The organism is Mesorhizobium sp. IMUNJ 23232 (assembly GCF_044326205.1).
Taxonomy (GTDB): domain Bacteria; phylum Pseudomonadota; class Alphaproteobacteria; order Rhizobiales; family Rhizobiaceae; genus Kumtagia.
On sequence record NZ_JBIRCY010000003.1, the window covers coordinates 38,966 to 55,145 of the forward strand.

At 64.7% G+C, this 16,180-nt stretch carries 14 protein-coding genes; 13 read left to right on the forward strand and 1 reads right to left on the reverse strand.

Going from position 1 to position 16,180, the window contains the following annotated elements:
• The first annotated feature begins 3 nt into the window (after positions 1-3).
• The 8 genes from ACH196_RS03025 (at position 4) to ACH196_RS03060 (ending at position 8,314) form a co-directional block, all read left to right on the forward strand.
• A complete protein-coding gene (locus ACH196_RS03025) occupies positions 4-1,014 on the forward strand; it encodes a BMP family ABC transporter substrate-binding protein (RefSeq protein ID WP_396644828.1) in 1,011 nt (336 codons plus the stop codon).
• Positions 1,015-1,079: 65 nt separating this feature from the next.
• Complete coding sequence (locus ACH196_RS03030) at positions 1,080-2,597, forward strand: ABC transporter ATP-binding protein (protein WP_396644830.1); 1,518 nt, start codon at positions 1,080-1,082, stop codon at positions 2,595-2,597.
• Complete coding sequence (locus ACH196_RS03035; RefSeq protein ID WP_396644832.1) at positions 2,594-3,652, forward strand: ABC transporter permease; 1,059 nt, start codon at positions 2,594-2,596, stop codon at positions 3,650-3,652. Before ACH196_RS03030 ends, ACH196_RS03035 begins: the two co-directional genes overlap by 4 nt.
• Positions 3,645-4,547, forward strand: coding sequence for an ABC transporter permease (locus ACH196_RS03040; RefSeq protein ID WP_396644834.1), 903 nt, complete (start codon positions 3,645-3,647; stop codon positions 4,545-4,547). The genes ACH196_RS03035 and ACH196_RS03040 overlap by 8 nt, the downstream gene beginning before the upstream one ends.
• Before the next feature lie 12 nt (positions 4,548-4,559).
• Entirely contained in the window at positions 4,560-5,873 is a 1,314-nt protein-coding gene (locus ACH196_RS03045; protein ID WP_396644836.1) for an amidohydrolase family protein, read from the forward strand.
• 8 nt (positions 5,874-5,881) lie between these two features.
• Positions 5,882-6,724: a purine-nucleoside phosphorylase gene (locus ACH196_RS03050; RefSeq protein WP_396644838.1), complete on the forward strand. Its 843-nt coding sequence runs from the start codon at positions 5,882-5,884 to the stop codon at positions 6,722-6,724.
• A 10-nt stretch (positions 6,725-6,734) separates the two neighbouring features.
• Positions 6,735-7,523, forward strand: a complete 789-nt coding sequence (locus ACH196_RS03055; RefSeq protein WP_396644839.1) for an SDR family NAD(P)-dependent oxidoreductase — start codon at positions 6,735-6,737, stop codon at positions 7,521-7,523.
• Positions 7,524-7,546: 23 nt separating this feature from the next.
• Positions 7,547-8,314, forward strand: a complete 768-nt coding sequence (locus ACH196_RS03060) for an SDR family NAD(P)-dependent oxidoreductase (RefSeq protein ID WP_396644841.1) — start codon at positions 7,547-7,549, stop codon at positions 8,312-8,314.
• 241 nt (positions 8,315-8,555) lie between these two features.
• Here the strand turns inward: ACH196_RS03060 and ACH196_RS03065 are convergent, their stop codons facing one another.
• Positions 8,556-9,536 carry a hypothetical protein gene (locus ACH196_RS03065; RefSeq protein WP_396644843.1) on the reverse strand — a complete coding sequence of 327 codons (981 nt, stop codon included), beginning with the start codon at positions 9,534-9,536 and terminating at the stop codon, positions 8,556-8,558.
• Positions 9,537-9,922: 386 nt separating this feature from the next.
• On the opposite strand from ACH196_RS03065, the gene ACH196_RS03070 reads away from it, so the two are divergent.
• The 5 genes from ACH196_RS03070 (at position 9,923) to ACH196_RS03090 (ending at position 16,178) form a co-directional block, all read left to right on the forward strand.
• Positions 9,923-10,897 (forward strand): ArsR/SmtB family transcription factor, encoded by a 975-nt coding sequence (locus ACH196_RS03070; RefSeq protein WP_396644845.1) that lies wholly within the window; start codon positions 9,923-9,925, stop codon positions 10,895-10,897.
• 118 nt (positions 10,898-11,015) lie between these two features.
• Positions 11,016-11,330 (forward strand): hypothetical protein, encoded by a 315-nt coding sequence (locus ACH196_RS03075; RefSeq protein WP_396644847.1) that lies wholly within the window; start codon positions 11,016-11,018, stop codon positions 11,328-11,330.
• Between the two features lie 142 nt (positions 11,331-11,472).
• The gene (locus ACH196_RS03080; RefSeq protein WP_396644849.1) at positions 11,473-12,981 is read left to right on the forward strand and encodes an alpha-N-arabinofuranosidase; all 1,509 of its coding nucleotides are present in this window, start codon (positions 11,473-11,475) and stop codon (positions 12,979-12,981) included.
• A 205-nt stretch (positions 12,982-13,186) separates the two neighbouring features.
• The gene (locus ACH196_RS03085; protein WP_396644851.1) at positions 13,187-15,076 is read left to right on the forward strand and encodes an ABC transporter substrate-binding protein; all 1,890 of its coding nucleotides are present in this window, start codon (positions 13,187-13,189) and stop codon (positions 15,074-15,076) included.
• Between the two features lie 100 nt (positions 15,077-15,176).
• The gene (locus ACH196_RS03090; RefSeq protein ID WP_396644852.1) at positions 15,177-16,178 is read left to right on the forward strand and encodes an ABC transporter permease; all 1,002 of its coding nucleotides are present in this window, start codon (positions 15,177-15,179) and stop codon (positions 16,176-16,178) included.
• Positions 16,179-16,180 lie beyond the last annotated feature (2 nt).

Genomic DNA, 16,180 nt, shown 5'->3' on the forward strand with positions numbered 1-16,180 from the left:
ATGATGGGTTTTGTGAAGAAGTGTCTCGTTGCCGGCGCGCTCGGCGTTGCGGCGCTTGCGACGAATGCGCGGGCCGCCGACAATCTGTTCGTCTACGTTTCGCCCGACGCCATCGGCGTCAATGCCTTCCTGCAGATGGGCAAGGCCGGCATCGAGGCCGCGGGCAAGAAATACGGCGCCGACGTGAAGACCTATGAGAGCAAGACCGCCGCCGAACGGCTGGACAACGTCAACGCCGCCATCAACGAAGGCGCAAACATCGTCGTCCTGCTCGGCTTCGAATTCAACGACATCGTCAAGCAGGTCGCGCCGACCGCGCCGGACACGCAGTTCCTGATCGTCGACCAGTGCTTCGACGAGCGCCCGGACAACGTGCACTGCGCCGTCTTCCGCGAATACGAGGCGAGCTACCTGATGGGCGTCGCCGCCGGCATGCTGACGCAGTCCAAGAAGGTCGGCGTCGTCGGCGCGCTCGATATCCCCTTCCTGCACCGCTACACCGACGGCTACGCGCAAGGCGTGAAGTCCGTCGCGCCGGACGTCAATGTCGACATCCGCTGGGTGGGTGGTGAGAACCCGTTCGCCGATCCGGTGCGCGCCAAGGAACAGGCCGTCGCCATGCATGCGGCGGGCTCTGACCTGATCTTCACCGCCACCGCCGGCGGCGACTACGGCGTGTTCGAGGCGGCAAAGGAAGGCAATTTCAAGGTGTTCTCGGTGGACGTGAACCATTGCCCGGAACTGCCCGGCCACATCATCGACATGACGCTGAAGCGGGTCGATACCGCGATGGTCGCGGCGATCGGCGGCATCCTGAACGGCGAGAAGAAGACCATGGCCTCGCTCGGCCTCAAGGAAGGCGGCATGGACGCCATGGCGCTGGAGGACGCCGACTTGGCCTCGAGCCAATGCGAGATCGCCAAGCATCCCGAGGTCGTCGAGAAGATGCGCAGCGTCGCCAAGAGCATCGAGGACGGCTCGCTGAAGCTCGAAGACCCGATGTTCGCCAAGTGATGGGTTCGATCGCCCTCCGCGCCGGCGGCGGGCGCCTCGCTTCCTGATTCCCGCGGGCTCCTCCGATGCATGTCATGCTCTCCGGCATCACGGTGCGCTTCGGCGCGCTGGTCGCCGTCAACGATGTCTCGCTGGCCATCGCGCCGGGCGAGATCCATGCGGTGGTCGGCGAAAACGGCGCCGGCAAGTCGACGCTGATGAATGTGCTGTTCGGGCTGGTCGAGCCCGCTTCGGGCACGATCAGCATAGACGGCTCCGTCAGGCGTTGGACTTCGCCGCAGGGCGCGATCGCCGCCGGCCTCGGCATGGTGCATCAGCATTTCATGCTGCAGGAGGAGATGACGATCCTCGAGAACATCGTGCTCTGCTCCGAGCCCGTCGGCCGCTTCGGCTTCGTCGATTTCGCCGCCGCGCGCCGCCGCCTGAGGCAAAGCGCCGAGGGCCATGGCATCGCCATCGGCCTTGACCGCATGGTCGGCGGCCTGTCGGTCGGCGAGCGGCAGGTTGTCGAGATCATGAAGGTTCTGTACCGCGAGGCCGAGGTGCTGATCCTCGACGAGCCGACATCCGTGCTGACGCCGCAGGAAAAGGACCGGCTTTTCGCCATCCTCAAAAGCTTCCGCGGCGCCGGCAAGGCGATCGTGCTCATCACCCATAAGCTCGACGAGGTCATGGAGATCGCCGACCGCGTCAGCGTCATGCGCGGCGGGCGGCTGGTCGCGTCGGGTCCGCTTGCGCAGACCTCCAAGGAGGAGATCGCGCGCGGCATCATCGGCGGCGAACTGCCGCCCGCCCGGCAGCGCCAGCCGCGCGAGCCCGGCGACATGGTGCTCTCGGTCGACAAGCTCGTTGCGGCCGGCCATGGCATGGCCGTAGGCCCGATCACGCTTTCGGTGCGCGCGGGCGAGATCGTCGGCATCGCCGGCGTCAGCGGCAACGGCCAGGCCGAACTGGTGCAGGCGCTGACGGGCCTGAAGCCGGCGTCAGGCGCCGTCACGCTTTGCGGCGTCCGCATCGAGACGCTCGACGTCGAGAGGCGGCGGCGGATCGGCATGAGCTACATCCCCGAGGACCGCCAGCGCACCGGCCTGGCGCTCGGCGCCACCGTCGCCGAAAACGCCAATGCCGGGCGCGACGACCGCGTAGCCTTCTCGCGCGGCGCCTTTCTCAACCGCCCGGCCATGGCGCGGTTTGCCCGTTCGCTGATCGAGCGCTATCGCATCCGGGTCGGCGGACCTTCGGCACGGGCCTCGACCATGTCCGGCGGCAACAAGCAGAAGCTGGTCGTCGGGCGCGAACTCGCCCGCGCGACGCCGCTGGTCATCGCCGAGAACCCGACCTGGGGCGTCGATATCGGCGCGATCGACTTCATCCACGGCGAGCTGATGCGCATGCGCGACGCGGGACACGCCGTGCTGCTCGTCTCCACCGAGCTCGACGAGATCCTGGCGCTGTCGGACCGCATCCTGGTCCTTTATGCGGGCAAGGTGGCCGGCGAGGTAGCGCGTGGCGAAGCCAGCCGCGAACAGATCGGCAAGCTGATGACCTCGCGCGCGGTGGATGCGTTGAAGGACGTCGCATGAGCCGCATCCTGCGTGGCGAACTCCTGTCCTGGCTTGGCGTCGCGGCCTCGATCGCCGTGGTGCTGCTTGCGCTGATGGCGCTGGCCGGCGCGCCGTTCGGAGAAGCGCTCGCCGGTTTCGTCGACGGTGCCTTTGGCGGCCGCCGCTTCTCCTACCTCCTGACAACGCTCAGCCGCGCCGCTCTGATCGTCGGCATGGCGATCTCGGTGATGCTCTCCTTTCGCGCCGGCCTGTTCAACATTGGCGGCGAGGGGCAATTGGTTGCTGGCGGCCTGGTCGCCGCGCTGGTCGCGATCATGCTGCCGGGGCCGCCGCTGGTCGTGCTGCTGATATCGATCCTCGCCGCCATGGCGGCGGGTGCGCTGTGGGCGCTGCTGGCAGGCGTCCTCCAGCTCTATCTCGGCGTGCCGCTGCTCGTCGGTTCGCTGCTGCTCAACTATCCCATTCGCTACATCGGCTCCTATCTCGTCGCGCACCCGTTCCGCGACGTCGAATCCGGCATGGTGCAGTCGCATCTCGTGCCGCAGGCGATGTGGCTGCCCTATTTCCCCGGCACGCGCCTCGACATCGGCATCCTGTTCATCGCCGTGGCGAGCATTTTCGCCATCGTCTACAGCCACGCGACCGTGCATGGTTATCATGTGCGCCTGAACGGGCTATCAGCCGATTTCGCGCGGGCCGTCGGCCTGCCGGTCCACAAGCTGGCGCTGCAGACGCTGGCGATGAGCGGCGCGATCGCCGGCCTTGTCGGCGCGATTGCCGTCTTCGGCATCCATCACCGCTATATTGACGGCATGCTGGTGCAGCCGCTCTACGCCTGGACCGGCATCATCGCCGTGCTTCTGGTTGGAATGGTCCCGTGGCTGGTGCCGCTGTCGGGCTTCTTCTTCGCGGTCATCCAGACAGGTGCGGCCGGCATGGAGCGGGCCGCGGGCGTGCCGAAGGAAATCGCGCTGGTCATGCAGGCGGTCATCATCCTCTTCGTCGCCAGCCGAGTCTCGGGCGCGCTGCTTGCTTCCTCGCACCGCAAGGCCGGCGGAGACGGCGATGCTTGACCTGCTTTTCGACAGTTCCTTCGCCGCCTCGGTGCCGCGCTTCGTCACGCCGATCCTGCTTGCCGCGCTTGGCGGCGCACTGTGCGAACGCGCCGGCGTCTTCAACATCGCACTCGAAGGCTTCATGCTGGTCGGCGCCTTCGCCGCGGTGTTAGGCGCCTATTTCTCGGGTTCGCCCTATGCCGGCGCGCTGGCGGCGATGCTTGCCGGTATCGCGATGGGCCTGGTGTTTGCCGAATTCAACCTCAGGCGCGGCGGCGATCCGATCGTCGTCTCCATCGCCGTCAACATCCTGGCGGCCGGGCTTACGGCCTTCCTCCTGCGCGCCGTCTTCCACGTCACCGGCGCCTTCAACGATCCGGCTATCGCGGGTTTCGAGCCCATCCACATTCCGCTCATAGGCTCGATCCCCGTTGTGGGGCGGCTGCTCAGCGGCCAGTCTATCCTGTTCTATGTGGCGGTCCTCGCCGTGCGGGTGCTGCATATCTTTTTCGCGCGCCATCGGCTCGGCCTGCGGATGCGCGCGGCGGGCGAGAATCCGGCGGCCCTGCAAGCCGGCGGCGTCAACCCGCGCGGGGTCCAGCTCTGGGCGCTGATCGGCTGCGGCGCGCTCTGCGGCCTTGCCGGCGCGCAACTGTCGATCGCCAACGTCAATCTGTTCGTGGAGAACATGAGCGCCGGGCGGGGCTGGATCGCCGTCGTGGCCGTGCTCCTGTCGCGCGGGCGGCCGCTGCCGCTGTTCCTGATCGCCGTCGTCTTCGGCGTCGTCGACAGCCTGTCCTTCCGCGTCCAGGGTTTCGGCCTGCCGCAGCAGTTCACCGACATGATGCCTTACCTCGCCACGCTGGTCGTGCTGGTCGGCCTGTCGTGGTGGCGGCGCAGGCAGACGGCCTAGCGGGAGAACAAGATGGATCTCGTCATCACCAACGCAACGGTCGTCACCTGCGACGCCAAGGGCACGGTGATCGCCGATGGCGGCTTGGCCGTGGAGAACGGCCGCATTGTGCGCGTCGCTTCCACCGCCGACCTCGCTTCGCTGGCGGCGGTCGCACGGCGCGTGGTCGACGGCTCCGGTCACATATTGATGCCGGGCATCGTCAACACGCATTGCCACGCCGCCGACAGCCTGTTCCGCGGCCTGGTCGAGAACCTGGCGCTGGAGCCCTGGCTGCAGACCGTGTGGAAGGCAGAGGGGGCGATCCTCAACCCGGAAACGTCGCGCCTCGGCAGCGTGCTGGGCTTTGCCGAGCTGCTGCTGTCCGGGGTGACGACCGTGATGGACATGTTCTGGTATCCATCCGAGACGGTGCGGGCGGCCAGAACCGTCGGCCTGCGCGTCGCGACCGGCGGCATCTTTTTCGATCCGCCCGGCGTCACCGGTCACGACCTCGCCGGCCGCATCGCGGCGGCCGAACATTTCTTCGACGAATTCGGCGGTGCCGACGATGTCTTGCCGTCGATCCTGCCGCATGGCGCCTATACTGTCGCGCCGGAGAACCTGAAGACCGCGAAGGCGCTCGCGGACAAGCATGGTGCGCTGTTTTCCACCCATGCCGCGGAGACCAGGGCCGAGCAGGCCGATGTGACCAGCCGCTACAGCCGCTCGATTATTCGCCATCTCGATCACCTCGGCCTGCTCGACGAGCGCACCGTGCTTGCGCATTGCGTCCATCTCGACGACGGGGAGATCGAGATCCTCGCCCGCACCGGCGCGTCGGTCGCCCACAATCCGATGTCGAACCTGAAGCTCGCTTCGGGCGTGGCGCGCATTCCCGACATGCTCGACGCCGGCATCAATGTCACGCTCGGCACCGACGGCGCGATCAGCGGCAACGACCTCGACATGTGGATGGCGCTGCGGCTTGCCGCGACGCTGCACAAGGGCGTCAGCGGCCGGCCGGAGGTTGTCACCACCAGCCAGGCGCTCGCCATCGCGACGACGGCCGGTGCCAAGGCGCTCTGCGTCAGCGACCGTATCGGCAGCCTGGAGCCGGGAAAATTCGCCGACATGATCCTGATCGACCTGAAACGCCCGCATGCCGTGCCGGTGTTCGATCCGGTCACGCATCTCGTCTATTCGACGGCCAAGTCCGATGTCCGCCACGTCTTCGTAGGCGGGGAACAGGTGGTGCGCGACGGCGTGCTCACCCGCCACGATATCGGCGAGACCATCGCCGCCGTCGAACGCCTCGCTCCAAAAATCGCCGCCAGCATAGTGTGAGGAAACCCATGCCCGACAGCCAACTCGTGCGCCTCGATCGTGCCCATGCCTCGATCCGCGACCGCGCCGGCGCGCCGTGCGACATAGCCATCATGCTCGGCTCCGGCCTCGGCCAGTTGGCCGATGCCGTCACCGACGCGACGATCATCCCATACGGCGAGATCGACGGCTTCCCGGTCTCGACCGCGCCGGGACACAAGGGCCAGTTGGTCATCGGCACGCTGTTTTCGCGCCGCGTGGTGATGATGCAGGGCCGGCTGCATCTCTACGAGGGCTGGGCGCCGCGTGACATCGGGCTCGCCGTCTATCTGCTGCAGCGGCTCGGCGCGGGCGTTCTGGTAGTCACCAATGCGTCGGGAGGGCTGAATGCCGATTTCGACGCCGGCGACGTCATGCTGATCGAGGATCACCTGAACTTCACAGGTGCGAGCCCGTTGATCGGCCCCAATGACGACGCGATCGGATTGCGCTTCCCCGACCAGTCCAGGCTCTACGATCCGCACCTTCGGCGGCTTGCCGACGACGCGGCTGCCCGTGCGGGCACTGCGATCCGCCGCGGCATCTATTGCGGCGTCAACGGGCCGGAACTGGAGACGTCGGCGGAGCGCAGGTTCTTCCGATCGGCGGGAGGCGATGCCGTCGGCATGTCGACCGTGATGGAGGTGATCGCCGCGAACCATGCCGGCATGAAGGTGCTCGGCCTCTCCGCGGTTGCGAACGCCGCGACCGGCGGCCCCGACCAGCAGCCGGACACGGTCGAATCGGTATTCGCCGTGGCCGCCATCTGCGGCGAGAAGATCGCCGCCATCCTGAAGGAATTGCTGCCGGCGCTGCCGGGGCGCGCAAATTGAGGACATGCCAATGACCGCCGCACCACCCGTCGCTTCGCTGCTCGACCTCTCCGGCAGGACAGCCATCATCACCGGCGCCAGCGGGGGCATCGGCGCCGGCATCGCACGACGCTTCGGCGAGGCCGGGGCCAATGTCGTCTGCCACTACAACAGCAACCGCGACAGCGCAGAAAGGGTGGCGGAGGCAATCCGCTCCACCGGCGGCAAGGCCCTTTCCTGCCAGGCCGACGTCTCGTCGGGCAAGGAGGCTGCCGATCTTGTCGGGCGGGCCGTGGCCGAATTCGGCAGTGCAGACATCCTGGTCAACAATGCCGGCCAGCAGCCGGTGCGGATGCTGGCCGACATGTCGGAAGGCGACTGGAGCGCCATGATGGCGGCGAATGTCGCCGGGCCATTCCTGCTTGTCCGCGCCTTCGTCGAGCAGGCGCGCAAAGCCGGCAGGCCCGGTTCGGTCGTCAACATCGCCTCGATCGAGGGCCACAATCCCGCCCCCGGCCATGGCCACTACGCCACTTCCAAGGCCGCGCTCTTGATGTTCACGAAGGCCGCGGCGCTGGAATTCGGTGCGTTTGGCATCCGGATCAATTCGATAAGCCCCGGACTGATCCATCGCGACGGCATCGAGGAGGGCTGGCCGGAAGGCGTGGGCCGGTGGAAGGCCGCCGCCGCGCTGCCAAGGCTCGGCCGTCCCGACGACATAGCCGACGCTGCGCTGTTCCTGGCGTCCGACGCGGCGCGCTGGATCACCGGCGCCGATCTGGTCGTCGATGGCGGCGTCAGGGCCCGCCCGACCTGGTGAGAAAAAGCATGGGAAATCTGGCAATGAAAACACTTGAAAACAGAGTGATCGCCGTGACGGGCGGAGCCGGCGGAATCGCTCGCGGCATCGCGCAAGCCGTCCTGGAAGCCGGCGGACGGGTCGGCCTGATCGACCTCGATCTCGCCAAGGCGGACCAGGCGGCGGTTGCGCAGGACGCGGGCGACCGCGTCGCCGCCTTCGCCGCCGACGTGACCGAGCCGGCCGGTCTCGAAGTAGCGTTCGCCGCGCTGGTCAAGCGCATGGGACGGCTCGACGGCCTGGTCAACAATGCCGGTATCGTCCGGCTCGGCCCGGCCGACGAGACCAGCCCCGCCGGGCTCGACCTGGAGCTCGCCATCAACGTCAAGGGCGTGCTGCTCGCCTCGCAGATTGCCGCGCGGCATTTTTCGGGCAAGGGCGCGATCGTCAACATCGCCTCCAACGCCGGCAAGGTCGGCTACCGCAACATGGCCGGCTACAACGCCTCGAAGGCGGCGGTGATCAGCCTGACGCGCTCGCTGTCGATGGAATGGGTCGACAAGGGCATCAACGTCAACGCCGTCTGCCCCGGCGGCGTGGCGACCGACATGCTGAAGAACGTCGCCGACTTCCTCGGCCCGCGCCTCGGTCAGGATTCCGGCGAACTGCTGAAGACCATGGTGCCGCAGCAGCTCGGCCGCCACATCCAGCCGGTCGAGGTCGGCCGCGTCGTGGCGTTCCTGTTGTCCGACGCCGCCGAGATCATTCGCGGGCAGTCGATCAACGTCGATGGCGGCGACACGCCGTACTGAGGGGCTTCGGATGCCCGGCGTATGGGACAAAATGGCGGCGGCCGGAATGGCGCAAAACGCCGGGGACAGTTTACTTTTCCGCCCGCGCTAACCCTGAAGCGGCTGCGTCCTTCTGCGGAAAAGTAAACTGTCCCCTGCATGCAGCCGTCTTCGTCGCCACGCCCCGGTTCCTTTTCCGGTTGGCATTAAGTCTTTCAGATAGTTTGCTTTTCGACACTCGCCGGGTCGGCTGGTTGTGCCGTCACGACGTATCCCGCCTCGGCGGCTCCAGCGCGTAGTAGGCCATCGCATTGGCGTGCGCCAGGATCTCGTCGACCTCGCGGATGTTCTTGCGGCGCGGCGCGTCCGGATCGAAGCGCGGCAATCTTCCGCCGGGCGGCCGCCCGCGCCGCAGCGGCGAAAAACGCCGGAACCGGACCGAATCCTGCTTGCCGCTCGCCGCCGCCGCGTCGCGGGCCTGCTTGTCGCGTTGAAGGCCTGCGTCGTTGCGCGCCTTCCAGCGGGCGAAACGCTGCGCCTGGCCGGGAAGATCGTCGAGTGCCTGACCCAGCGCGTCCAGCCTGAGCGTCAGTTTTGCCGCATTCATCGGATCGTCGCCCGACGGAGGCGGCGGCAGGGGGACATACGGCGCGTCGTCGGTGAGCGACCGGATGCGCGGCACGGCATGCGCCGGCACATATTTGCGGCGGATGCGGAACGGATATTTCAGCGCATCGAGCAGCGAAAGGTTTTGTCCACGCGGCCTGGCAGTGCGCCGTTCGGCGGCTTTCCGTTCGGCTTCATAGCGGGCAAAGTCTTCTCTCGACAGGGCGACGGCAAGGCCGAGGCGGCGCATGGCGGCCACCGTGTCGGAAATTTTCGGCTTGAGCTTTCGCGGACGAAACGGCGGCAGCGTCACCACGATGCCTTGCGCAGCCGCGATGATCAGGCGGCGGGCGGCGGATTCGGCCGGGCGCAGCATGAGAAGAATGGCGCGGTAGAGGTGGCGGGGAAGCGTAAGTGCGGGATTAAGTGCCGGGGACAGTTTACTTTTTTCCGCCTGCTCCAGCCTTGAAGCGGCTTCGCCCTTCTGCGGGAAGAAAGTAAACTGTCCCCCAGCGCCTGGCTCTCGAGCGCCCACCTTGCAAAACCCCATCTCGGCCATGCCGACCAGCATCAAGAGGATATGCTTCAGCGCCTGCCGGTATCGCTCGATCGTGGCACTCGCGTCTCCATACTCCACCGCCGCCTCCTCCGGACAAGGCCAGCATTCATGGAACAGATAGGGAACAAATACAAGCGTTCTAAGAAAATAATCCTTGACGATGACGAATCAGCCACCACGCTGTCAGCGCAACACATTGAAAAGGTTCAATTTTTCGAAGGACAGCAGCGTGCCTCACGGTCCTCCCGACCTGGGCGAACAGTCGTTCGAAAACAATGTCATGCTTGTAAAACCAAGCAGAAACAGAGAGTTGATCGTGCGCCACGTGGATTCTTGCGTAACAAGCATGACCAAACAGGCCGACATCCGCCCCCGCCGTGCAATGCGAACTTGAAGGATCGGCAAATTCTGGTATGCATCAGGAAATCTGATATGGTCGCTCGACGCGGCCCGGACGCCTAAGCATGGACCTGCCGCTCAAGAACAACCGCAATTTTCTGACGATCAACGCCACCGACGGGCTGGAGGTGCTGAAGGGCCTTTCGTCGCCCGTGCGCATCAACATCCTCAAGCTGCTGCATGCGCGCGGGGCGCTGAACGTCAACGAGATCAGCGAGGCGCTTTCCCTGCCGCAATCGACGGTGGCGACCAACATCCAGGTGCTCGAAAGCTGCGACCTGATCCGCACGGAGACGGTGAAGGCAAGCAAGGGCCAGCAGAAACTGTGCGCGGCGCGCTTCGACGAGATCGTGCTGCGCTTCGACGATTACGACGTGAAGACCCGCACCAACGTCATCGAACTGTCGATGCCGCTCGGCCTTTATACCAACTGCGCCGTGTCCCCGCCTTGCGGCCTCTGTTCGAGCGAATCCGTCATCGGCCTGCTCGACGTGCCGGACTACTTTCTCGACCCCGACAGGATGAAGGCCGGGCTGATCTGGTTCGAGCGCGGCCATGTCGAATACAAATTCCCCAACAACGCCAAGATATTGAAGGCGGAAATTGAAGCGCTGGAATTCAGCATGGAACTGTCCTCCGAAGTGCCGGGAACCAACGCCAACTGGCCGTCGGACGTAAGCATCTGGGTAAACGACGTGCTGGTCGGCACCTGGACCTCGCCCGGCGATTTCGGCGACAAGCGCGGCATCTACACGCCGCGCTGGTGGAAGCTCGAAGGCTCGCAATACGGCCATCTGAAGACCTGGAAGATCACCGGCAGCGGCACTTTTCTCGACGGCGCCAAGACATCGGACGTGACGCTGGAGCAGCTTCACCTTGCCGAGCATCATTCGATCCGGCTGCGGGTCGGCATCGACGAGCACGCCGAGCACCCCGGCGGCCTCAACATTTTCGGCAAGGGTTTTGGCAATCACGACCAGGACATCATCCTGCGGCTGCATCTCAAGCCGGACCCGGAACGCGGCAGAACCCCGGCCTGACACTAGCTGCGGGCGCAGGCCGCGCGGTGTCTCAGTTTGAAGTCGGTTTCGAGTGGAAAGCTGACTCAGGCATCTGATATTTGGGTTGTTCAAACACACGGTGCATGGATGTCTTTCGATGGCAACGGTCGCAAACTGGGTATACCTATCAAATTTGAACGTGTTGCTTGACGAGCTTCAGAACATGTCAGGCGAACGCCTCGATGAGGGTTTGTTCAAAATTTTGCGTGATGACATCGAAGGGTCGAATACTGACGATACCCCACCGCGCTGGGCATCTGCAGATTTTGACGGACCGAGACTGATTACAGCGTCGCTCGGCATTGACCGAGGAACAGAGGTGCTACACGTTCGGCTTGAGGTTCCTGACGAACTTGCCACACACGCCGAAACTCTTTTCTACGTGATGCAGCGATACCGGCTCGTGCGATAGCTGTGCGTCCGCAATGGGGTCGAAAACCGAAATTCAGACTGAGACACGACCCAGCAACAAGGAGGGTTGACACCTCCACCCCGATCGGGATCAGATAATACGGATACATATCCAAATATCTGATATAATCAGGGGAAACGCCATGAAGGCCAAAGCCACGATCCATAAGGATTTTCGAATCGGCCGGATCGACGACCGCGTCTACGGCGCATTTCTCGAACATCTGGGCCGCGCGGTCTATACCGGCATCTACGAGCCCGGACATCCGACCGCCGACGAGCGGGGGTTCCGCCGCGACGTGATCGAGCTGGTGCGCGAGTTGAACGTGCCGGTGACCCGCTATCCCGGCGGCAATTTCGTCTCCGCCTACAATTGGGAGGACGGGATCGGCCCGAAGGAGAGCCGGCCGGTCAGGCTCGACTATGCCTGGCGCACCAAGGAGACCAACGAGGTCGGCATCGACGAGTTCGCGGCCTGGTGCGAGGCGGCGGGCACCGAGCTGATGCTGGCGGTCAATCTCGGCTCGCGCGGCCTCGACGAGGCGCGCGGGCTGCTCGAATATTGCAACCACCCCAGCGGCAGCCACTGGAGCGACCTGCGTATCAAGAACGGCCGGCGCGAGCCTTACAACGTAAAACTGTGGTGCCTCGGCAACGAGATGGACGGACCCTGGCAGGTCGGCCACAAGACGGCTCACGAGTATGGCCGCATCGCCAACGAGACGGCGAAGGCGATGAAGGCGTTCGATCCGACGCTGCAGCTCGTCGCCTGCGGCAGCTCGCACAGCTTCATGCCGTCCTACCCGCAATGGGAGGCCGATGTGCTGGGCGAGTGCTACGAAAACGTCGATTACCTGTCGCTGCACATGTATTTCGAGAATTACGAGGACGACTATCTCAATTTCCTCGCCAAGCCGGCCATTCTCGACCGCTACATCCAGACCGTCAGCGGCGTGATCGACTATGTGAAGGCCAAGAAACGCGCCAAGAACGACATCCATATCTCCTTCGACGAGTGGAACGTCTGGTATCATTGCCGGCGCCAGGACAACGACAATTTCAAGAGCTGGAACTGGCCGGCGGCGCCGGCGCTGCTGGAGGAAGTCTATAATTTCGAGGACGTGCTGGTCGTCGGCTGCATCCTCAACACCTTCATCCGCCGCGCCGACCGGGTGCGCATCGCCTGTATCGCGCAGCTCGTCAACGCCATCGCCCCGATCACCACCGAGCCCGGCGGGCGCGCCTTCCGGCACACCATCTTTTACCCGTACCTGTTCGCCTCGCGCCACGGACGCGGCGAAAGCCTGGCCGTCGTGGTCGACGCGCCGCGCTACGACGCCAAGGCGGCCGACGACGTGCCTTATGTCGACGTCGCCGCCGTACACGATGCAGCGGATGGCACGATCGCGCTGTTCGTGATCAACAAACATCCGGACGAGGAAACCGAACTCACCGTCGATCTCGCCGGCTTTCCGGCGGCCCGGCTGATCGAGCATATCCTCATCCATCATCCGGACCTGAAGGCGGTGAACAGCGCCGATGCTCCGGACGTGGTGAAGCCGCAAAAGCAGGACGGCACGCTCATCGAGGAGGGCCGCATCTGGTGCCGCCTGAAGCCGCGCTCCTACAATCTGATCCGGCTGTCGGCCTGAACCTCGGTTTGAGATTTTGTGGCCGGGCTCGGCCTTTGTTGAGCCCGGCGGAAGGCAAGCAAATAGGGTCCGGCCGTCACATTTGTATCATAGAATACGATATGTATCAGCTTCTATTGACCACTCCGGCGGACCGGGTTAGCTTCCTTCCCCAACGACAATAAGCCATCCACTATCGATGCGACTGGCAAAGGGAGGAACTGCGATGCGCATCCTGCGAGCCCTGGCGTTCATAACAAGCGCGTTGTTGGCGGCATCCGCCGCGCTTGCTCAAGACATCTCGAACCTGCCGCGCGAAGAAACCATCATCATCGAGAACCCGCAGGGCACGATCACCAACCCGCCCTGGTTCAACATCTGGATGGTGGCCCGCGGCGGCAACTCGACCGGCCTGCAGCAACTCGGAATGGACACGCTCTGGTACATCGATCCGGATGCCGGCATCGACGGCGTGTGGGACAACTCGCTGGCCGCCGACAAGCCGCAATACAATGCCGACTTCACCGAGATGACGGTGAAACTGCGCGACGGCATCTTCTGGAGCGACGGCGTGGAGTTCACCGCCGACGACGTCGTCTACACGGTCGAGACCCAGATCAAGAACCCCAGCATGATCTGGGGGCCGGTCTTCGCGGCCAGCGTCGACACGGTGACCGCGCCGGACAAGCGCACGGTGGTGTTCAAGCTGAAGCGGCCGAATTCGCGCTTCCACGCCACCTTCACCGTGCGCTGGAACGCGGCGTGGATCATGCCGAAACATGTGTTCGAGAAGGTCGCCGACCCGACCAAGTTCGACTTCAACCCGCCGGTCACCATCGGCCCCTACAAGCTTCACAGCTTCGACCCGAACGGCAAATGGTACATCTGGGAGAAACGCGAGGACTGGCAGCGCACGACGCTTGCCCGCTTCGGCGAGCCCGGCCCGAAATATGCCGCCTATATCGATCCCGGCCCGCCCGACAAGCGCGTGATCCTGCAGCTCAACCACCAGCTCGACATCATACACGACACCTCGCCGGAGGGCGTGTTCACGCTGGTCAAGCAGTCGCCGACCTCGCATGGCTGGTTCAAGGGTTTTCCCTACGCCCATCCCGACCCGACGCTTCCGGGCGTGATGTTCAATCATCAGGTGCCGCCGTTCGACAATGCCGACGTCCGCTGGGCGCTGGCGCTGCTGATCGACATCAAGGCCGTTTCGATGGCCTCCTATCGCGGCGCCGCGACGATCTCGGCGATCGGCGTGCCGCCGACCGGCCTCTACGGACAGTACTATTTCGATCCGCTTGAAAAATGGCTCACAGAGTTCGAGATCGACACCGGCAAGGGCAAATACAAGCCCTACGATCCGACCGTCGGCCAGCAGATCGCCGACATGCTGCGGCCGTCGATGGGCGAGCAGATACCGACCGATCCGAAGGAGATTGCGAAAGCCATCGGCCGCGGCTGGTGGAAGCCCAATCCGGAAGCGGCTGCCCAGCTTCTGGAGCGCGCCGGCTTCACCAGGCAGGGCGACAAGTGGATGAAGCCCGACGGCACGCCGTTCTCCATCACGCTGCTGGTCGAGGGCGACCAGCGCCCGGTGATGACGCGGGCGGGCACGATGATCGTGCAGCAATGGCGCCAGTTCGGCATCGACGCCAAGACGCAGGCCTATCCCTCCGACTTCTTCCCGCGGGTGGAATCCGGAGATTTCGAGGCGGCGATCGCCTGGAGCGTCGAGACCTGGGGCGGTCACCCCGACCTCTCCTTCTTCCTCGATAGCTGGCACTCGGAATTCCTGAAGCCGCGCGGCGAACGCCAGCCGCCGCGCAACCGCCAGCGCTGGAAGAATGCCGAGCTCGACAAGATCATCGAGCAGATCCGCACCATCGACTTCGACGATCCGAAGGTGCAGCAGCTCGGCCAGGACTACATCAAGCTGGCGGTCAAGGAGATGCCGACCATCCCGCTGATGTCCTACAACGTGTTCACGATGATGGATGAGACCTATTGGACGGGTTATCCGACCGCGGACAATCCCTACACCAACCCGGTCTCGAACTGGGCGAACACCAAATACATGTTCGTCAAGCTGAAGCCGGCCAAGAGCCAGTAGCGGCGGGCGTACGAGCGAGGCGGCGGCGGACCCCGCCTCGCTCCGTGATTCAGGTGCAGGGAGCAGACGAGATGACGCAAGCCGCGGCGCGACCGAAGCGATGAGGACCTACGCGCTCTATCTGGCCAGACGCTTCGTACAATTCATCCTGGTCGTGTTCATCGGCATCAACGTCGCCTATCTCATCACCCACCTGACGCCGATCGACCCGGTCGAGCAGGCGATCAGCTCGGTCACCATGTTCGGGCAGTCTAGCCCGGAGATGGTCGAGGTGATGCGCAAGACCTTGCGCGAGCTCTACGGCCTGGAGGGCTCGGCCTGGGAACAATACGTCACTTTCTGGCGGCGCATGGCGACCGGCGATTTCGGGCCGTCGCTCTCGGCCTTCCCGACGCCGGTCTCGACTCTGATCTGGCAGGCGCTGCCCTGGACGGTCGGGCTGCTCGTCTGCTCGACGCTGATCGCCTGGACGGTCGGCAATTTTCTCGGCGGGCTGGCCGGCTACTACCGCCGCAACATGCTGCTCAAGGCCCTCGGCATCATGGCGATGAGCCTGCAGCCGATCCCCTATTACATCGTCGCCTTCATCCTCCTCGTCGTCTTCGGTTTTGTCTGGCCGATCCTGCCGATCAGCGGTGGCGCGGAGATGAACATCGACCGCCAGGGTTTTGCCTTCGCCGCCAGCATCGTCAGGCACTCCATCCTGCCGGCGCTGTCGCTGGTGCTGGTCGGCATGGGCGCCTGGTTCATCGGCATGCGCTCGCTTGTTTCGAACATCGTCACCGAGGACTACGTCACCTATGCCGAGCTCGGCGGCGTCGACCGCCGCCGCATCCTGTTTTCCTATGTCATGCGCAACGCGCTGTCGCCGCAAGTGACGGGGCTGGCGCTGTCGCTCGGCGCCATCTTCAACGGCGCGATCATCACCGAGGTCGTGTTCGGCTATCCGGGCCTCGGCACACTGCTGGTCCGGGCCGTCAACGCGGGCGACTACAGCCTGGTGCTCGGCATCACGTCGGTGTCGATCATCGCTGTGGCGACGGCGATCCTGGTTATCGACATCGTCTATCCGCTGCTCGATCCACGCGTGACGCAAGGTTGACG